Origin of the sequence: Actinomadura soli (genome assembly GCF_005889715.1) — a bacterium.
Lineage (GTDB): Bacteria > Actinomycetota > Actinomycetes > Streptosporangiales > Streptosporangiaceae > Spirillospora > Spirillospora soli.
In genome coordinates, this window is record NZ_VCKW01000195.1 from 1 (window position 1) to 16,675 (window position 16,675).

Sequence of the window (16,675 nt, forward strand, 5' to 3'; positions counted from 1 at the left end):
GGTCGGGGTCGTGGGCGTGGACGGGCGGCATGGGGCGGAGCAGGTTCGGCAGGCAGAGGCCGAACAGGGCGGCCAAGGCCACGAGGACCAGGACTGTGATCACACCACACCGTCCTTCCGCGGTCGAGTTCCACATGATTCTTGCGTAAGGAGCAAAACAGTTGAACGCTACCTGGACGACCCTTCGGATGGGAGCCCGACATGCTGACCGCCGGAGACAATGGGCCCGTGGAGTCTCAGGTGGACGCGCGTACGCGCGAGCTGGCGAGGATCGTCTGGGACCATCTCGTCCTGTCCGAGCCCCTCTCCAAGGCTGACCTCATCCTCGCGCTGGGCAGCCACGACACGCGGGTGGCGGTGCACGCGGCGCGGCTCTGGCACGAGGGGTGGGCGCCGCTGGTGGTCGTGTCGGGCGGACGCGGGAAGGTCACGTCGGACTGGGAGCTGACCGAGGCGCGGGTGTTCGGACGTGTCGCGCGCGAGCACGGGGTACCGGAGCGGGCGCTGCTGCTGGAGGAGACCGCGGCGAACACGGGGGAGAACATCACCGCGTCCAGGCGGCTGCTGGAGGAGCGGGGCGTCGCGGTGGGGCGCGGGATCCTGGTCGCCAAGCCCTACATGACGCGCCGGGCGCTGGCCACGGCGCGGCGCCAGTGGGCCGGGGTGAGCTGGGCCGCCTCCGCGCCCGAGCTGGGGTTCGAGGCGTTCGCCGAGGACGAGCGGCAGTTCATCGAGCTGATGGTGGGCGACCTGCAGCGCATGGTCGTCTACGCGGAGCGGGGCTTCCAGGTGCCGATGCCCGTCCCGGCGGCGGTGTGGGCGGCGTACGAGGAACTGGCGCGGCTCGGCTACGACCGGCACGTGATCAGGTGATCCCGCCGGCGCCGGGCCGCCCGCGCGGGGCCTAGGCGGCGGTGGTGGGACGGTGCGGAGCGATCACGCGGCCGTCCGGCAGCAGCTCGCCCGTGTCGTCGAAGACGACGATGCCGTTGCAGAGCAGGCTCCACCCTTGCTCCGGGTGGCTGGCGACGGTGCGGGCGGCCTCGCGGTCGAGAGCGTCCGGCGTCGGGCAGGGCGGTTCGTGCGAGCAGATCGAGTCGTGTTGTGCGGTCACGGTGTCCTCCACGGTGTCCCTGTGATTAAGGACATAGATGCAGCCTGCCGTCGCACGTCCGAAATATGCAAGTCGATGATGGATTCTTTACCGTCCAGAACGTGTGAAGCCGGACAAGACGGGGCAATCCAGCCTGATTTACCGCAAGAGGCCCTCATCGGGATCGCCGCCGTGGTCGACGTCCAGGCCGACGACCGAGGCGCAGCCGGTGCAGATCCACTCCGCGATGACCGCCTCCGGGTTGGTGACGTGGGTCCGGTACGGGCGGTCGACCCTCCGGCGCCGCATCCCGTGGCCGCAGGACGAGTGCAGCAGCCGGCCGCAGGTCGGGCACGGCCACACGTCCTCGCACCGCAGGTCACAGCGGGGGCAAAGCGGCGACTCGTAGGGGCCGGCCACTCCGCCGGCCTCCAGTTCGCCCATCCACTCGTGTTCGAGGTCGAGGTACTCGTCGCCCGGCCAGTGGTGGTCGGCCAGCCACGCGAGGTATTCCTCGTCGCCAGGGCCGAGCACGGCCGTCAGGGACTCGGGGTGCTCGTTCGCCGGCTCGTCTCGGCGCCTGCCGTGCCGCGCCGTGGCCAGGAACGTCAGGAGGCCGAGGAGCGCGGCCGCGGCCAGGCCGGTGGCCCAGGGCATCGCGGCTTCCTTATGGTCGTGCGGCGGGATTTGATCATGAATTCACTTCACAAAACCCTGCGAACGCTACAAGAAAGGTTCTTTACTGAAAAGTCGATCAAAAAGATTCTTTACCCGGATGGTGGCGGAGGTCGGGACCGAAACCGGGCGAGGCTGCGTCCAGAACCCGTGCGGCCTGCGGGAACCGGCGCGCCGAGCCTCCCCGTCCAGGCCCGCGCCCGGAGCGGGTTTCACTCTCCGCTGAATCCCGCCTGTCGGTGTTGACGGACGCGTACGCCCACGGTCCGCGGCGGTCAGAGGTGCTGGGGGTGTGGTTTTCCACAGGGGAGGGGTGCGGAGCGCGGCCGGTCAGGCGGACGGCGTTCACCATGGTGACGGGACCGGGCGGTTCCTAGCGTCGTCAACATGATCGAAATGGCGTACGCGGCGGCCGGGAGCGAGCCGACCGGCGGCATCGCGGGATGGGCGACGGATCTGATGGACACGCTCGGCGCGCCGGGCGCCGGGCTGGCGATCGCGCTGGAGAACCTGTTCCCGCCGCTGCCCAGCGAGGTGATCCTGCCGCTGGCAGGGTTCACCGCCGCGCAGGGCCGGATGAGCCTGGTGGCGGCGCTCTTCTGGACGACGGCCGGCAGCGTCGTCGGGGCCCTGGTCCTCTACGGGTTCGGCGCGCTGATCGGCCGCGACCGGATCCGCGCGCTCGTGGCGCGGCTCCCGCTCGTCAAGCTGTCCGACCTGGACCGGACGGAGGCGTGGTTCGCCCGCCACGGCGGCAAGGCGGTGTTCTTCGGGCGCATGATCCCGATCTTCCGCAGCCTGGTCTCCGTCCCGGCGGGGCTGGAGCGGATGCGGATGACCACGTTCCTGATCTACACCGGCCTGGGCAGCCTGCTGTGGAACACGGCGTTCGTCCTGGCCGGGTACGGGCTCGGCGACAACTGGCGGACGGTCGAGGAGTACGTCGGCGTCTACTCCAAGGGCGTGCTCGCGCTCGCCGTCCTCGGCGCCGCCGCCTTCGTCGCCGTGCGTATCGTGAAAGCGCGGCGAGGCGCGGGGGAACACGCGCGGGAACGAGAGGTCGTACGTGACCGGATCTTCTGACCGCCGTGGCCCGCGTGGCATCGTCCGGGCCGCGGCGGGGCTGTCGCTGGGCGCGGTCACCGCCGGTGTGGAACTGGTCCTGCTGGCCGTGGCGGCGCTCCTGATGGCCTACTCGCTGGCCTTTTCACGCGGCCAGCGGGTGGTGCCGACGGTCGTCGCGGACGCCGCCCAGGCCGCGACCGAACTGGAGCGGTGGCGGCTCAGGAGGTTCCACGGCGAGGACAGGCCCGTCCAATACGGTCCGCTGAAGGCGCTGGCCTATCTCGTCCTGCGTGTGCCGGTCGGGCTGCTCGGCGCGGTGATCCTGCTATTGCTCGTCTACGGCGCGGCGATGGCGGTCGCGCTGGCCTGGAGCTGGTGGGTCACCGGTGACTACCTGGACGGCATCCCGCCTAGCTGGTGGATCGTCCTTTACACCGCGGTCCTTGGGCTGGTGCTGCTGTTCCTTGCCGTCCAGGGGCTCGTCGGGGTCGTCGCGCTGGAGAAGACGGTGGCGCGGCGGTGCCTGGGCCCGAGCCCATTGGAGGAGTACGAGCGGCGCATCGCGCAGCTGTCCGTCACGCGGGCGGAGGTCGTGGACGCGGTGGACGACGAGCGCCGCCGCATCGAACGCGATCTGCACGACGGCGTCCAGCAGCGCCTCGTCGCGCTCGGCATGCTGATCGGCCGCGCCCGCCGCGCCGGGGACGGGGAGAAGGCGGCCGACCTGCTGAGGCAGGCGCACGAGGAGTCGCAGCGCGCCCTTGAGGACCTGCGGGAGGTCACCTGGCGCGTCTATCCGGCCGCGCTGGACGGCGAGGGCCTGCGCGCGGCGCTGGAGACGGTCGCCGAACGCACCCCGCTGCCGGTCACGATCGCCTACGACGTGCCCGGACGGCCCCCGCACGCGGTCGAGACGGCCGCGTACTTCGTCGTCTGCGAGGCCGTCACGAACGCGGCCAAGCACTCAGGCGCCCGCCGGGTCCGGGTGGACGTCACCGGATCGGCCACAATGATCGGCGTGCGCATCGAGGACGACGGCGGCGGCGGAGCCGACCCGGGCGGCGGCGGGCTCGCCGGCCTGGCCCGCAGGGTCGCCGCGCTGGACGGCGCGTTCGGCGTGGACAGCCCGCCCGGCGGCCCGACCGTGATCACCGCGGAGCTGCCGTGCGGGTGATGCTGGCCGAGGACTCCACGCTGCTCCGCGAGGGCCTGGTGCGGCTGCTCGCCGAGGAGGGCCACGACGTGGAGGCGGCGGTCGGCGACGGCGACGCGCTGCTCGCGGCCGTGGCGGCGGGCCCGCCGGACGTCGTGGTCGTGGACGTCCGGATGCCGCCGACGCACACCGACGAGGGCCTGCGCGCCGCGCTGGAGATCAGGGAGCGCTGGCCGGACGTCGGCGTCCTCGTCCTGTCGCAGTACGTTGAGAAGCGCTACGCCACCGAGCTGATCACCGCGGACACCACCGGCGTCGGCTACCTGCTGAAGGACCGCGTGGCGCAGGTGGACGAGTTCCTGGACGCCCTCGACCGGGTCGGCGCGGGCGGCGCGGCGTTCGACCCCGAGGTCGTGCGGCGCCTCCTCGCCGCGCACGGGACCCGGGCCGACCCCCTGTCCCGCCTGACGCCGCGCGAACGGGACGTCATCGATCACATGGCGCAGGGGCATACCAACGCCTCGATCGGCGAGATCCTGCACATCTCGCAGAGCGCCGTGGAGAAGCACGTCAACGCGATCTTCGACAAGCTCGACCTCTCGCACGCGACCGGCTACAGCCGCCGCGTCCTCGCCGTCCTGCGCTACCTCGGAACCCCTGGCTGAATCCGGTTGAAAACGGACTAACAGCAGCAAATCGGGTATGGGAGTTGGACCGATCCACCGACCCGCGGAGGGAGGGGCCGTGGCGGACACCAACCGAGGCGTCGTGTACCAGCGGCCGGGCGAGGTCACGGTCGAGGACCTGGACTTCCCGAAGCTCGAACTGACCGAGCAGAACGGCCGGAAACTCCAGCACGGCGTCATCCTGAAGGTGCTGGCGACCAACATCTGCGGCTCCGACCAGCACATGGTGCGCGGCCGGACCACCGCGCCCGCCGGGCTCACGCTCGGCCACGAGATCACCGGCGAGGTGATCGAGCTCGGCCGGGACGTCGAGTTCATCAAGCGGGGCGACCTCGTCAGCGTCCCGTTCAACATCGCGTGCGGGCGGTGCCGCAACTGCAAGGAGCGGCACACCGGCGTGTGCGAGAACGTCAACCGAGACCGGCCGGGCGCCGCCTACGGGTACGTCGACATGGGCGGCTGGCACGGCGGCCAGGCCCGCTACGCGGTCGTCCCGTACGCGGACTTCAACCTGCTCAAGTTCCCCGCCGACCGCGACACCGTGATGGCGAAGCTGCAGGACCTGGCGATGCTGTCGGACATCTTCCCGACCGGCTACCACGGCGCCTGCACGGCGGGCGTCACCACCGGCTCCACCGTCTACGTGGCGGGCGCGGGCCCGGTCGGGCTCGCCTGCGCCACCGCGTGCCTGCTGCTCGGCGCCGCCGTGGTGATCGTCGGCGACATGAACGCGCGGCGGCTGGACCAGGCCCGCGGGTTCGGCTGCGAGACGATCGACCTGGCCGAGCACGCCGACATCCCCGAGCAGCTCGACCAGATCCTCGGTGTCCCCGAGGTGGACGCGGCCGTCGACTGCGTCGGGTTCGAGGCGCGCGGCCACGGCCCCGATGGATCCGCCGGCGAGCAGCCCGCGACGGTCCTGAACACGCTGATGGACATCACCCGCGCCGCCGGGCGGCTCGGCATCCCCGGCCTGTACGTCACCGGCGACCCGGGCGCGCCGGACGAGAACGCCAAGATCGGGCAGCTCGGCCTGCGCATCGGCCTCGGCTGGGCGAAGTCGCAGGTCCTCACCACGGGGCAGTGCCCGGTGATGACCTACAACCGCCAGCTGATGATGGCGATCCTGCACGACCGCGTCCAGATCGCGCGGAACGTCAACGCGACGGTGATCCCGCTCGACCAGGCGCCCGAGGCCTACGCCGAGTTCGACCTCGGCGCGGCGAGCAAGTACGTCCTCGACCCGCACGCGGTGCCGGCGACCCCGAACTGACCCGCGGCCCCGCGCGCCGCGGCGTGGTGGGCGGACGGGCGGCGGTGCCGCGCCGCCCGCCGCCCGCCGTGCCGGTCACCAGCCGGTCGGGTGGTGGAACACGCGCAGCTCGGGCCGGGTGTCGCCGGCGGTGTCGGTGATCACGAAGAGGTCGTCGCAGGCCGCGCTCCAGGCCAGCCCGCGCGGCGCGGCCGTGACGCCGGAGCCGAGGTCGTACTCGCGAACCGGCGTGGCGCCGCCGACCTTGTAGATCCGGACGTCGTCCTCCATCCCGGTCCGGCGCGCGGTCGCGACGTGCTTGCCGTCGGGCGAGGCGGCGGTGGCGTTGGGGAACGCGCCGGTGCGGTACGAGCCGCGTCCGGCCAGGTCACCGGTCGCGAACGCCTCCACGTGGTCCCGTGAACCGGACGCGCTGTAGAGGGACGCGCCGTCTGGCGCGACACCCACGTCGGTGAGGTTGGACCCGACGACCTCGCCCGCCGTGCCCTTCTTCAGGTCGGCGCCGTCCACCGAGTAGACCGTCAGCTCCGACAGCGACAGGTCCAGCTGCCCGGCGACGACCGGGCCGTTCCGAACGGATCCCGTGCAGCAAGGACCCGTCTAGAGTCGGACGGGTGCCGGCCCACGGGCCGGCACCCGTTCATCCGTCCGTCCCCTGCCCGTGGCCGCCCCGCGCCGGGGCGCCGCACCCCCAAGTCCGTGGCAGGGTGGGAGCCCGGGGAACACGAGAGGGGATGCGCTCATGGTCGGAAAGCTCGAATGGGGACCGGCGGGGGAACGTCCGGAACTGCTCGCCGATCCGGTAGCGGCGGCGATCGGCGGCGTCCCGGGCGCGGAGGTCGCGGAGATCGACCCGGAGCTGGCCGACACGGCCGCGTTCTGCGAGCGCTACGACGTCCCGCTCGACGCCAGCGCCAACTGCGTGGTCGTCGCCGCCAAACGCGGCGGCGAGGTCACCTACGCCGCGTGCATGATCCTCGCCACCGGCCGCGCGGACGTGAACGGCGTCGTCCGCAAGCGCCTCGGCGCCCGGAAGGCGTCGTTCGCGCCGATGGCCGAGGCGACCGCGCTCACCGGCATGGAGTACGGCGGGATCACCCCGGTCGGCCTCCCCGAGGGCTGGCCGATCCTCGTGGACGAGGCCGTCGCCGCCGCCCCGCAGGCCGTCATCGGCAGCGGCCTGCGCAAGTCGAAGATCCTCCTTCCCGGCAAGGCGCTCGCGGGCCTTCCTAGCGCCGAGGTCATCGCCCTGGCGCTCTGACCCCGCCGCCGACCCGGTCGCCCGGGCGAGGGAACAACATCCGCCGGCGGATCAGGCGGGAACGGAGTCGACGGCGTACCGGGTGCCGCCCGCGGCGCGGGCGCGGTCGAGCAGCGTCCGGTTGGCGGCGAGCATGTCCGCGACAGATGCGCAGCCGGGCGAGGCGGTGCGCAGGACGCTGAACAGGACGGGATCGTCCGGCACGGCGAGCATCGGCACGTGGCCGACCCGCAGGGCCTTGATCAGGATGACGCCGCTGAGGCCCAGGGCGGCCGTGGTCATCTCCGCCAGCGTCTCCTCGATCACCGCGGCGGCGCGCGACGCGGGCAGGAACACCATCGCCCACGGGTGCGGGCGCGCCCATTCGCCGAGCCTGATCAGCTCCTCGACGTCGGGACGCATCCGGTCGCAGAAGTCGAGGAACGAGAGCTCCTCGGTCTCCGCCGTGCCGGGCGGCGGCTCGGCCTTGTCCCCGTAGAGGACGGCCTTGGTCTCGTACGTCCACCCGTCGCCGCTCTCGGACGGCTTCACCTGCGCCGAGATGTCGTCCGCGCGCAGCTCGCGCTGGACGCGGAGCACGTCCTCGGCGTCCCGGCACGGGATGGTGCAGCACAGCACCCGCTCCGGCGCCGGGACCAGCGGCAGCGTCGCCCGGGTGATGACGCCGTGCCGCCCGAGCCCGGCGCGGACGGCGTCGAACAGGCCGGGCCGGACGGCGGGGGAGCAGACCACGGGCCCGCCCTCCACGACGACGTCCAGGGCGAGGACGTGCTCGGCCTGGACGCCGCGCACGTGGGACGTCCCGCCGATGCCGCCGGCGGAGATCGTCCCGCCGACCGTCACGTCGAGGTAGTCGGTCAGGACCGGCGGGGCCAGCCCGCGCGGCAGCGTCGCGTCGAGGACCTGGCGCCAGCTCGTCCCGGCGGCGACGACGACGTGCCGCGCGCCGACGTCGACGCCGGTCAGCTCGCGCAGATCGATCGACACGCCCCCGGTGAGGGACTGGCCGTACGTGGAGTGCCCGAGGCCGCGCGGCACCGCGTCCAGGCCCTGGGCGGCGGCCTCGCGGACGGCGCGGGCCACCTCGCCCCCCGACCTCGGCCGGACGACGCGGACGGGCGACCGTTCCACGATCCCGCCGAAGTCACGCATGCGCACCGCCTTCCAGGCGTCCCCGGGTCATCGCTCTCGCAGCCGGTCGGCCACGCGGCCGAGCGCGTCGCCGAGCACGTCGATCTCCTCCGGGGCCAGCACCTCGATCAGCGTCTCGCGGACGACGCGGCGGTGCCCCGGCCGGACCTTGGCGAGCACTTGCGCGCCCTCGTCGGTCAGCTCCGCCCACACGGACCGCCGGTCGGTCTCGTTGCCGGTCCGCCGGACGAGCCCCGCCCGTTCGAGCTGGGTGACCTGGTACGTGAGCCTGCTCTTGGACACCATGACCACGCGCGCCAGGTCCGTCATGCGGAGCCGGTTGCCCTCGGCGAGGCTCAGCCCGACCAGCACCTCGAACTCGGCGTGGGACAGTCCGCCCTCTCGTTTGAGCTGCCGCTCGATCTCGTGGTCGATCAGATGCCCGGCGGCCAGGAAGGCCATCCAGGCGCGCAGTTCCCGCGGTGCGAGGGCGTCCCGGGGTTGGTTCATGCGGTGATTCTAGGTGGCCTGGTGATTCTAGTTGGTCCGAAGGCGAATTGAATTTTCAAGATGGTCTGGATTTGAATCAAGTGCTAGCGTCGAGGAAGTTCATATTTGAACCTTCAACAAAGGAGTCCGAGGCATGCTCCCGCCCCGCCGCTTTCCCGCCCTCTCCGACGCCGGCCTGCTGATCGGCCGGGTGGCGATCGGTGTGATGTTCGCCGCGCACGGTTGGAAGAAGTTCGCAGACCAAGGGCACTCCGAGGTCGCCGCAGGCTTCGACGAGCTCGGCATCCCGCTGCCCGAGGTGTCCGCCGCGTTCACCACCTACGTCGAGCTGCTGGGCGGCATCGCGCTCATCATCGGCCTGATGATCCCCCTCGTCGCCGTCCTGCACGCCGTGAACATGGCGGGCGCGTTCTACTACGTCCACATGGACCAGGGCTTCTTTCTCGACAAGGGCGGCTACGAGTACGTGATGGTCCTCTTCGCGGCGTCACTGCTCCTCGCCGGCACGGGCGCGGGGCGGTTCTCGCTGGACGGCGTCATCTGGGGCCGCCGTCGCGATGAGAGCACTCCCGAACGCGAGACCATCCCCGCCTGACCCGGCCCCCGGCTTGATCCGGGCCGAGCCCGCTGCTTGACCACGCCAGACCTGGTCGGCCCCCACCCGACCGGTCTGGCCTTCGGCCGACGCGCTCACCGCCCCTGGGCCGTCGGCCTGTTCGCCCGGCCCGTCCACGGCTCATGGGCGTGGGGTCTTCGTTCGCTGAGATCCCGGCGTCATGGACGTGGACGGGCTGGAGGCGCTCGCCGCCGTCGAGCTGGGCGCTGCTTTGGGGCCCTGGAATCGCTCCATGCAGATGCCCTCCGCCGCCGGGCCTTTCTCGACACGATCTGCGGGACGCCTGTGACCTGGCATTTGCAACGTTCCGGTACCGCCCGTGAGTGTCTCCTCACGTATCATGCCTCCGCACCCTAGTGTGATCTAGGTAACTCTTCCTTGGCCGAGTCACCACGAGCGTGACGGCTCGGTAAACAAGAGTTACCTGCCGAGAAAGGAATATGGTTCGCTCCAATCCCCGCAGAGGGGCGCCCGCTCGTCTGACACCGCCCTTTTCGGGACATCTCGCCTTAACGTCGAAGTGACAAGATGTTCCTGATGTCCGTTTCTGGGCATGGTGATCACTGGGAGTTCCTGGAGAGGCGGGTCGCAGTGTCGCGCGGTAGTGAGTTTGTAGTGGTGGCCAATCGGCTTCCGGTCGACCGGACCGTCGGGGCGGACGGTGTTCCGCGCTGGCGGCGGAGCCCAGGCGGCCTGGTCAGCGCCATCGCCCCGGTGATGCGGCGCAGGAAGGGGACCTGGATCGGCTGGACGGGCGCGCCCGACGAGCGCCTGGAGCCGTTCGGGGAGGACGGCATGGCGCTGCACCCCATCACCCAGACCGCGCGGGAAGTGGAGCTGTACTACGAGGGATTCTCGAACGCCACCCTCTGGCCGCTCTACCACGACGTCGTCGCCCCGCCGATCTACGACCGCTCGATGTGGGACGCCTACGTCCAGGTGAACAGGCGGTTCGCGGAGGCGGCGGCGGAGGTCGCGTCGGAGGAGGGCCTCGTCTGGGTGCAGGACTACCAGCTCCAGCTCGTCCCGCGGATGCTGCGCGAGCTGCGTCCCGACCTGCGCATCGGCTTCTTCCTGCACATCCCGTTCCCGCCGCTGGAGCTGTTCTGGCAGCTGCCGTGGCGGCGCCAGATCCTGGAGGGGCTGCTCGGCGCCGACCTGGTCGGCTTCCAGCTCCCGGGCGCGGCGGCCAACTTCGTGCGGCTCTGCCGGCGGCTCCTGGAGACCCGCCACGTCAAGCAGGACGTGTACTGGGACGACCGGATCGTCCGGGCCCGCGCGTTCCCCATCTCCGTGGACGTGGGCGAGCTGAACGACCTGGTCGGGCGTCCGGACGTCCAGGAGCGCGCGCAGGAGATCCGGACCGACCTGGGCGACGCGACGGTCCTGCTCGGCGTCGACCGGCTCGACTACACCAAGGGCATCACGCAGCGGCTGCAGGCGTTCGGGGAGTTGTTCGAGGACGGCCGCCTCAAGCCGGGGCAGGCCGTGTTCGTGCAGATCGCGACGCCGAGCCGGGAGCGGGTCGAGCAGTACCAGCTGCTCCGGGAGGAGATCGAACAGCAGGTAGGCCGCATAAACGGCGAATATGGGGAAATCGGATTTCCGGTCGTCCACTATCTGCACAGTTCGTATGACCGTGCCGAGCTGACCGCGCTCTACCTGGCCGCCGATGTGATGGTCGTCACACCGCTGCGGGACGGCATGAACCTCGTCGCCAAGGAGTACGTGGCATGCCGCAAGGACCTGCGCGGCGCGCTCGTGCTCAGCGAGTTCACCGGCGCCGCGGCCGAGCTCAAGCGCGGCGCGTTCCAGGTCAACCCGTACGACATCGACGGGCTCAAGGGCACGCTGCTCGCGGCGCTCGACGCCGAGCCCGCCGAGCAGGCGCGGCGGATGCGCACGATGCGCCGCCGCGTGATCGAGCACGACGTGGACCGCTGGGCCCAGGACTTCCTCAGCGAACTGGAGCGTCCTGGGGTCCGGCCGGTGCGGGAGCCGGTTCCGGCGGCACTGGAGGGCTGACCCGCAGGTCGAAGGCCGCCCAGACGGCCTTCCCACCGGTGGCGAGCCGCGCCCAGCCCCACGCGTCGCTGATCGCGCCGACGACCAGCAGGCCCCGGCCGCCCTCGACGAACCCGGCCGGGTCGGTCGCGACGGGCTCGGGCGCGCGGCCGCCCGGGTCGGTCACCGAGACGACGAGCCGCCTCGGGTGCCCGATCAGGACGACCTGGATGGGGCACAGCGGCAGCGGCTGGGGGAGCCCTTCCATGCCGTGCCGGAGCGCGTTGGTCACCAGCTCGGACACCGCGATGACGACGTCGCCCGCGGCGCCGGACATGCCCCAGGCGTCCAGCGTGACCTGGGTGAACTCGCGTGCCGCCCGGGGCGAGGTGATCTCCGCGGGGAACACCTTGCGGGCCATGCGCGGGGTGCCGGAGTGCGGCGCGGGCCAGAGCCCGGCCAGCCCCGGCACGGCGACCGGGGCGGCCGCGGGCCCGCGGGCCGGGCCGTTCGCGGAGACGTTCATGGGGGTGTTCGGGCCGAGCGGCGCCGGGGGCGCGTCGGGCCACGGATGAAGAGCCGGGGCGTGCCGCGGCCTGCCGCCCCCCATGGCGGCGGGAGCTGCGACTTCGTCTGCCTGGTCAACGGTCATGGTCAACAACCTCAGAGGCGTGCGGGGTGGTCACCGGCGAGCGTTCGCTATCTTGCTCCTCAAGTCGTGCAGATGCAAGACCGTCTGCATGAACCGATGCAAGAACGAATGCACGTGCATCTCGTACCATTGTGTGGGGTGGGGCGAGATCGCGGCCTCCTGCGTGGAGGCTGAGACGCCTAGAGGGGGCAGACCAACGATGGACGGCCAACAACTGCTGGACGTCTGGCGCGGTGAACTCGTCTGGCAGAAGAGCCGGCGGAGCAATCCGTCCGGTAACTGCGTCGAGATGGCGGAACTCCCCAGCGGAGAGATCGCCGTGCGCAACTCCCGCGATCCCGAGGGAGCCGTGCTCGTCTACACGCGCGAGGAGGTGGAGGCCTTCGTGGGAGGAGCCAAGGACGGCGACTTCGATCACATGCTCGTCTGAACGCTCTCCCGACCCGCTCGACCGAACGTCATTCCACCCCGGCCGCCAGGCCGGTAACGTGCGGCCATGCACCTTGGGCAGATCGCCGCACAGACGCCCGACAAGCCCGCCGTCATCATGGCGGGCTCTGGGAGGACCGTCACCTTCCGGGAACTGAACGAGGAGTCCAACCGGCTCGCGCAGCTGCTCCGCGCGGAGGGGCTGCGCCCGGGGGACCACATCGCGTTCATGCTGGAGAACCACCCGCACTTCCTGGCCGTGGCCTGGGCCGCCCAGCGGTCCGGGCTCTACTACACGGCCGTCAGCACCCGGCTCCAGCCCGAGGAACTCGCCTACATCGTGGACAACTGCGGAGCGAAGGCGTTCATCGCCGACGCGTCGGTCGAGACCGCCGCCCGCTCCGCGCCGGACGTGCCGCTGAGGCTCATGCTCGGCGGCACGGTTCCCGGCTACGACTCCTATGAGGAACGCGTCGCCCCTTACCCGCCCGAGTCGATCGGGGATGAGTGCGAGGGCGTCGACATGCTGTACTCATCCGGGACGACAGGCCGTCCCAAGGGCGTCAAACCCACCCTGACCAAGGGGCCCATGGGCAGCCAGAACATCCTCTACGGACTCCTGTCGCTGCTCTTCCAGCCCGACGCCGACTCGATCTACCTGTCCCCGGCGCCGCTCTACCACGCCGCGCCGCTGCGCTACAGCATGACCCTGCACCGCTTCGGCGCGACCGTCGTGGTGATGGAGAAGTTCGACCCCGAACAGGCCCTCGCGGCCATCGAGAGGTACCGCGTCACGCACAGCCAATGGGTGCCGACCATGTTCATCCGGATGCTCAAGCTCCCGGACGAGACCCGCGCCCGCTACGACGTGTCCAGCCTGAAGGCGGCCGTGCACGCCGCCGCGCCCTGCCCCGTCCCGATCAAGGAGCGGATGATCGACTGGTGGGGCCCGGTCCTGCACGAGTACTACGCCGGCACCGAGGGCAACTGCTTCGTCTACACCAACGCAGAGGGCTGGCTCGCCCACCGCGGCACCGTCGGCCGCCCGCTCCTCGGCGAGGTCCACGTCTGCGACGAGGAAGGCCGGGAACTCCCGCCGGGCACCCCCGGCACGCTCTACTTCGGCAACGGCCCGGTGTTCGAGTACCACGGCGACCAGGCGAAGACCGCCGCGTCCCGCGACCCCGGGGGCCACGGCTGGACGACCCTCGGCGACATCGGCTACGTGGACGAGGACGGCTTCATCTACCTCACCGACCGCCGCTCTTACATGATCATCAGTGGCGGGGTGAACATCTACCCGCAGGAGTCCGAGAACGTCCTCGCCGTCCATCCCAAGGTCGCGGACGTCGCCGTCTTCGGCGTCCCGGACACGGAGATGGGCGAGGCGGTCAAGGCCGTCGTCCAGCCCCTGTCCATGGACGACGCGGGCCCCGCGCTGGAGGACGAGCTGATCGCCTACTGCCGCGACCGCCTCGCCCACTACAAATGCCCCCGCACGGTCGACTTCCGCGCTGAGCTCCCCCGCCACCCCACCGGCAAGCTCTACAAACGCCTCCTCAGAGACGAGTACTGGCCCACCGACGATCCCGCGACCACCTAATCCGCCAGGCCCCTACCAACACCCGAGCCGGGAAGCGTCCCGCGACCGCCTGGGCTGGCAAGCGTCTTGCGAACGCCTGGGCAGGGAAGCGGCCTGAGAGCGCCTGGATTGGGAAGCGGCCTGTGAGCGCCCGGGACTGGCAAGCGTCCCGCGACCACCTGGGCTGGACGAGCGGCCTGCGAGCGCCCGGACTGAAGCGGCCTGAGAGCGCCTGGGCTGGGAAGTGGCCTGCGAGCGCCAAGGGCTAGGAAGCGTCCCGCCAACGCCCGGGGCGGGGGAGCGTCCGCGAGCGTATGAGACGGGGAGCGGCCTGCGGACGCCCGGGGTGGAAAAACGTGCGATCGCTGGAGACGGGGAAGGATTTTGCGGTCGCTCGCGCTGGGGGAGTTTCTGCGATCGCTTGGGCTGGGAAGTGTTCCGCGAACGTTTGAGGCGGGATCGCTTTGCGTTCGCTCGAGTTAGGAGCCGGCCCTCGACCGCCTGGGCCTGGGCAGCGGCCTGCCGTCGCGCGAGACGAGAACCGTGCCGTGAACGTTTGGGGCGCGGAAGCGGGCTGCCGACGCTTGGCACTGGAAGCATTCTTTGGACGCCTGAGACGGTCGTGGACGGCCGAAGGCCCCGGCGGGGACGTGGTTGTCCCGGCCGGGGCCTGGAACGCGACAGGCGCGTTCTCGTGAGCGTTGCCGTCGGCGCGGGGCGGGGGCCCCGCGCCGACGGGCGGGCTCAGTGCATCGGCATCGGCGCGTCGGCCGTGCTGGTCTCCGGCTTCCTGCGCGGCAGCAGCAGCGCCGGCAGGAAGGCCAGGAGGAGCAGCCCGGCCGCGTACCAGTACGTGTGCTGGAACGCGTCCGCCATCGGAGGCGCGATCTTCTCCATGATCGCCGGCGGCACCTTCTCGCTGCTGCCGATCTCGCCGCCGCCCGCGCCGCCGAAGCCGGCGGAGTCCAGCTTGGACGTGAGCTGGTTGGCGAGGAGCACCGAGATCATCGCGGTGCCGATGGACGCGGACACCTGCTGGATGATGTTCAGCATCGTGCTGGCGCGCGGGACCTCGTCGTGCACGAGCGTCTGGATGGCCGCGGCCATCGTCGGCATCATCGTCATGCCCATGCCGAGGCCCATCACGAACAGCGCCCCGCCGAGCGCCCAGTAGGACGTGTCCGACTCCAGGATCGTGGCGAAGCCCGCGACGGACGCCACCACGACGACGAGGCCGAACAGCACGACCCGTCCGGGACCGATCCGGTCGGTGAGCTTGCCGCCGATCGGCATCGTGACCATCGCGCCGAGCCCCTGCGGGGCCAGCAGCAGGCCGGCGTTCATCGCGCCCTCGCCGCGCACCGTCTGGAAGTACAGCGGCAGCAGCAGCATCGCGCCCATGAACGCGACCATGAACAGCACCATCGTGCCGGACGCCGCCGCCACCGACCGGCGCCTCAGCAGCCGCAGGTCGATCAGCGGGTTCCGGGCGTTCAGCGCCCGGAACACGAACCCGAGCACCAGCACCGCACCGGCGACGGTGAAGATCAGCGGCTCCGTCTTCAGGAAGTCTCTCGACTCGGCGCCCTTGGCCACACCGTAGATCAGCGACGCCAGCCCGGGTGACAGCAGGATCAGCCCGAGGAAGTCGAGTCGCTCAGCCGGCTTCGGCTCGTCCCGCTTGAGGACCTTGGCCGCCAGAATCAGCGCGACGACGCCGATGGGCAGGTTGATGAAGAAGATCCAGCGCCACGAGACGTCGTCGACGAGGTAGCCGCCGATGATCGGGCCGAGGATCGGGCCGAGCAGCATCGGCACGCCGACGATGCTCATCACCTGGCCGACCCGCTGCGGCCCGGCCGCCTGCGTCATGATCGTCATGGCCGCGGGCATGATCATGCCGCCGCCGAGGCCCTGCAGGACGCGGAACACGATCAAGGACTCCGCCGACCACGCGACGCCGGCGAGCGTCGAACCGATCACGAACAGCCCGATCGAGATCATGTAAAGGCGCTTGGTGCCGAACCTCGCCGAGGCCCAGCCCGTGAGGGGGATCACGGTGGCCAGTGCCAGCGTGTAGCCGGTCGCGACCCATTGGATCGTCGCCAGCGAGGTGTTGAACTCCTTGGCCAGGTCGTTGATGGCGACATTGACGACGGTGACGTCCAGGATCGCCATAATGGCGCCGACGATGACGACCCCGGCCACGGCGAGCACGCCACGGTCAAGCCCGCCGTCGGCTGCGGGCTCCTTCAACGGGCCGTCCGCTGTCGTTGGAGACGCGGGAGCGGTCAACTCTCATCCAATCGTCGGGGCCCGCGCATGCGGGCACGCAGGACCGTGGGGCAGGTTCAGGGGGTACCGCCGCAAAATACTGCAGCGACTGACACTTTCGCGAACCGTTTAACTCCGCAGGTTCCGGGAGTATTCCAAGGGGGTCTGACAGAACAGCCCTGCTCCACGAGCGCCAGCGGGCGACCTCGACCTCGCTTGAGGTCAACGAAGTGTGACAGACGCGACACCCCGACCCTGTCTCTTATACACA

Annotated in this window: 17 protein-coding genes; 10 read left to right on the top strand and 7 right to left on the bottom strand. The window is 70.9% G+C overall.

The window, feature by feature from the left end; translation table 11 throughout:
• Window positions 1-240: 240 nt before the first annotated feature.
• On the top strand, window positions 241-873 hold the full coding sequence (locus ETD83_RS29780; protein WP_171064505.1) for a YdcF family protein: 633 nt from the start codon (window positions 241-243) through the stop codon (window positions 871-873).
• Window positions 874-904: 31 nt separating this feature from the next.
• Here the strand turns inward: ETD83_RS29780 and ETD83_RS29785 are convergent, their stop codons facing one another.
• Both ETD83_RS29785 and ETD83_RS29790 read right to left on the bottom strand, forming a co-directional pair.
• Window positions 905-1,093, bottom strand: coding sequence for a DUF5999 family protein (locus tag ETD83_RS29785; protein ID WP_131969936.1), 189 nt, complete (start codon window positions 1,091-1,093; stop codon window positions 905-907).
• A gap of 159 nt (window positions 1,094-1,252) precedes the next feature.
• Window positions 1,253-1,750, bottom strand: a complete 498-nt coding sequence (locus ETD83_RS29790) for a hypothetical protein (RefSeq protein WP_230421286.1) — start codon at window positions 1,748-1,750, stop codon at window positions 1,253-1,255.
• A gap of 405 nt (window positions 1,751-2,155) precedes the next feature.
• Here ETD83_RS29790 and ETD83_RS29795 point away from each other — a divergent pair, with 405 nt between their 5' ends.
• The 4 genes from ETD83_RS29795 to fdhA all read left to right on the top strand — a co-directional run bounded on the left by ETD83_RS29795 (window position 2,156) and on the right by fdhA (window position 5,945).
• On the top strand, window positions 2,156-2,851 hold the full coding sequence (locus tag ETD83_RS29795) for a DedA family protein (RefSeq protein WP_407921531.1): 696 nt from the start codon (window positions 2,156-2,158) through the stop codon (window positions 2,849-2,851).
• Entirely contained in the window at window positions 2,835-4,007 is a 1,173-nt protein-coding gene (locus ETD83_RS29800; RefSeq protein ID WP_230421287.1) for a sensor histidine kinase, read from the top strand. Before ETD83_RS29795 ends, ETD83_RS29800 begins: the two co-directional genes overlap by 17 nt.
• Window positions 3,998-4,651 carry a response regulator gene (locus ETD83_RS29805; protein WP_138648535.1) on the top strand — a complete coding sequence of 218 codons (654 nt, stop codon included), beginning with the start codon at window positions 3,998-4,000 and terminating at the stop codon, window positions 4,649-4,651. The genes ETD83_RS29800 and ETD83_RS29805 overlap by 10 nt, the downstream gene beginning before the upstream one ends.
• A 79-nt stretch (window positions 4,652-4,730) precedes the next feature.
• On the top strand, window positions 4,731-5,945 hold the full coding sequence (gene fdhA, locus ETD83_RS29810) for a formaldehyde dehydrogenase, glutathione-independent (RefSeq protein WP_230421288.1): 1,215 nt from the start codon (window positions 4,731-4,733) through the stop codon (window positions 5,943-5,945).
• Window positions 5,946-6,020: 75 nt separating this feature from the next.
• On the opposite strand, the gene ETD83_RS29815 is transcribed toward fdhA, so the two are convergent.
• Window positions 6,021-6,455, bottom strand: a complete 435-nt coding sequence (locus tag ETD83_RS29815) for a YncE family protein (protein ID WP_138648537.1) — start codon at window positions 6,453-6,455, stop codon at window positions 6,021-6,023.
• A gap of 232 nt (window positions 6,456-6,687) precedes the next feature.
• On the opposite strand from ETD83_RS29815, the gene ETD83_RS29820 reads away from it, so the two are divergent.
• Window positions 6,688-7,206: a YbaK/EbsC family protein gene (locus ETD83_RS29820; protein ID WP_138648538.1), complete on the top strand. Its 519-nt coding sequence runs from the start codon at window positions 6,688-6,690 to the stop codon at window positions 7,204-7,206.
• A 51-nt stretch (window positions 7,207-7,257) separates the two neighbouring features.
• On the opposite strand, the gene ETD83_RS29825 is transcribed toward ETD83_RS29820, so the two are convergent.
• Complete coding sequence (locus tag ETD83_RS29825; RefSeq protein WP_138648539.1) at window positions 7,258-8,358, bottom strand: FAD-binding protein; 1,101 nt, start codon at window positions 8,356-8,358, stop codon at window positions 7,258-7,260.
• A gap of 27 nt (window positions 8,359-8,385) precedes the next feature.
• Window positions 8,386-8,847, bottom strand: coding sequence for a MarR family winged helix-turn-helix transcriptional regulator (locus tag ETD83_RS29830; protein ID WP_138648540.1), 462 nt, complete (start codon window positions 8,845-8,847; stop codon window positions 8,386-8,388).
• Between the two features lie 133 nt (window positions 8,848-8,980).
• On the opposite strand from ETD83_RS29830, the gene ETD83_RS29835 reads away from it, so the two are divergent.
• Window positions 8,981-9,442, top strand: a complete 462-nt coding sequence (locus ETD83_RS29835; protein ID WP_138648541.1) for a DoxX family protein — start codon at window positions 8,981-8,983, stop codon at window positions 9,440-9,442.
• Between the two features lie 612 nt (window positions 9,443-10,054).
• Window positions 10,055-11,488: an alpha,alpha-trehalose-phosphate synthase (UDP-forming) gene (locus ETD83_RS29840; RefSeq protein ID WP_230421290.1), complete on the top strand. Its 1,434-nt coding sequence runs from the start codon at window positions 10,055-10,057 to the stop codon at window positions 11,486-11,488.
• Here the strand turns inward: ETD83_RS29840 and ETD83_RS29845 are convergent.
• Window positions 11,421-12,119: an ATP-binding protein gene (locus ETD83_RS29845; protein ID WP_138648543.1), complete on the bottom strand. Its 699-nt coding sequence runs from the start codon at window positions 12,117-12,119 to the stop codon at window positions 11,421-11,423. The two genes, ETD83_RS29840 and ETD83_RS29845, sit on opposite strands and share 68 nt — an antisense overlap.
• 199 nt (window positions 12,120-12,318) lie before the next feature.
• Here ETD83_RS29845 and ETD83_RS29850 point away from each other — a divergent pair, with 199 nt between their 5' ends.
• Both ETD83_RS29850 and ETD83_RS29855 read left to right on the top strand, forming a co-directional pair.
• Entirely contained in the window at window positions 12,319-12,549 is a 231-nt protein-coding gene (locus tag ETD83_RS29850) for a DUF397 domain-containing protein (RefSeq protein WP_121434796.1), read from the top strand.
• A gap of 66 nt (window positions 12,550-12,615) precedes the next feature.
• Window positions 12,616-14,151: an acyl-CoA synthetase gene (locus ETD83_RS29855; protein ID WP_138648544.1), complete on the top strand. Its 1,536-nt coding sequence runs from the start codon at window positions 12,616-12,618 to the stop codon at window positions 14,149-14,151.
• Between the two features lie 723 nt (window positions 14,152-14,874).
• On the opposite strand, the gene ETD83_RS29860 is transcribed toward ETD83_RS29855, so the two are convergent.
• Window positions 14,875-16,386, bottom strand: coding sequence for a DHA2 family efflux MFS transporter permease subunit (locus ETD83_RS29860; RefSeq protein WP_230421289.1), 1,512 nt, complete (start codon window positions 16,384-16,386; stop codon window positions 14,875-14,877).
• Window positions 16,387-16,675: the final 289 nt, after the last annotated feature.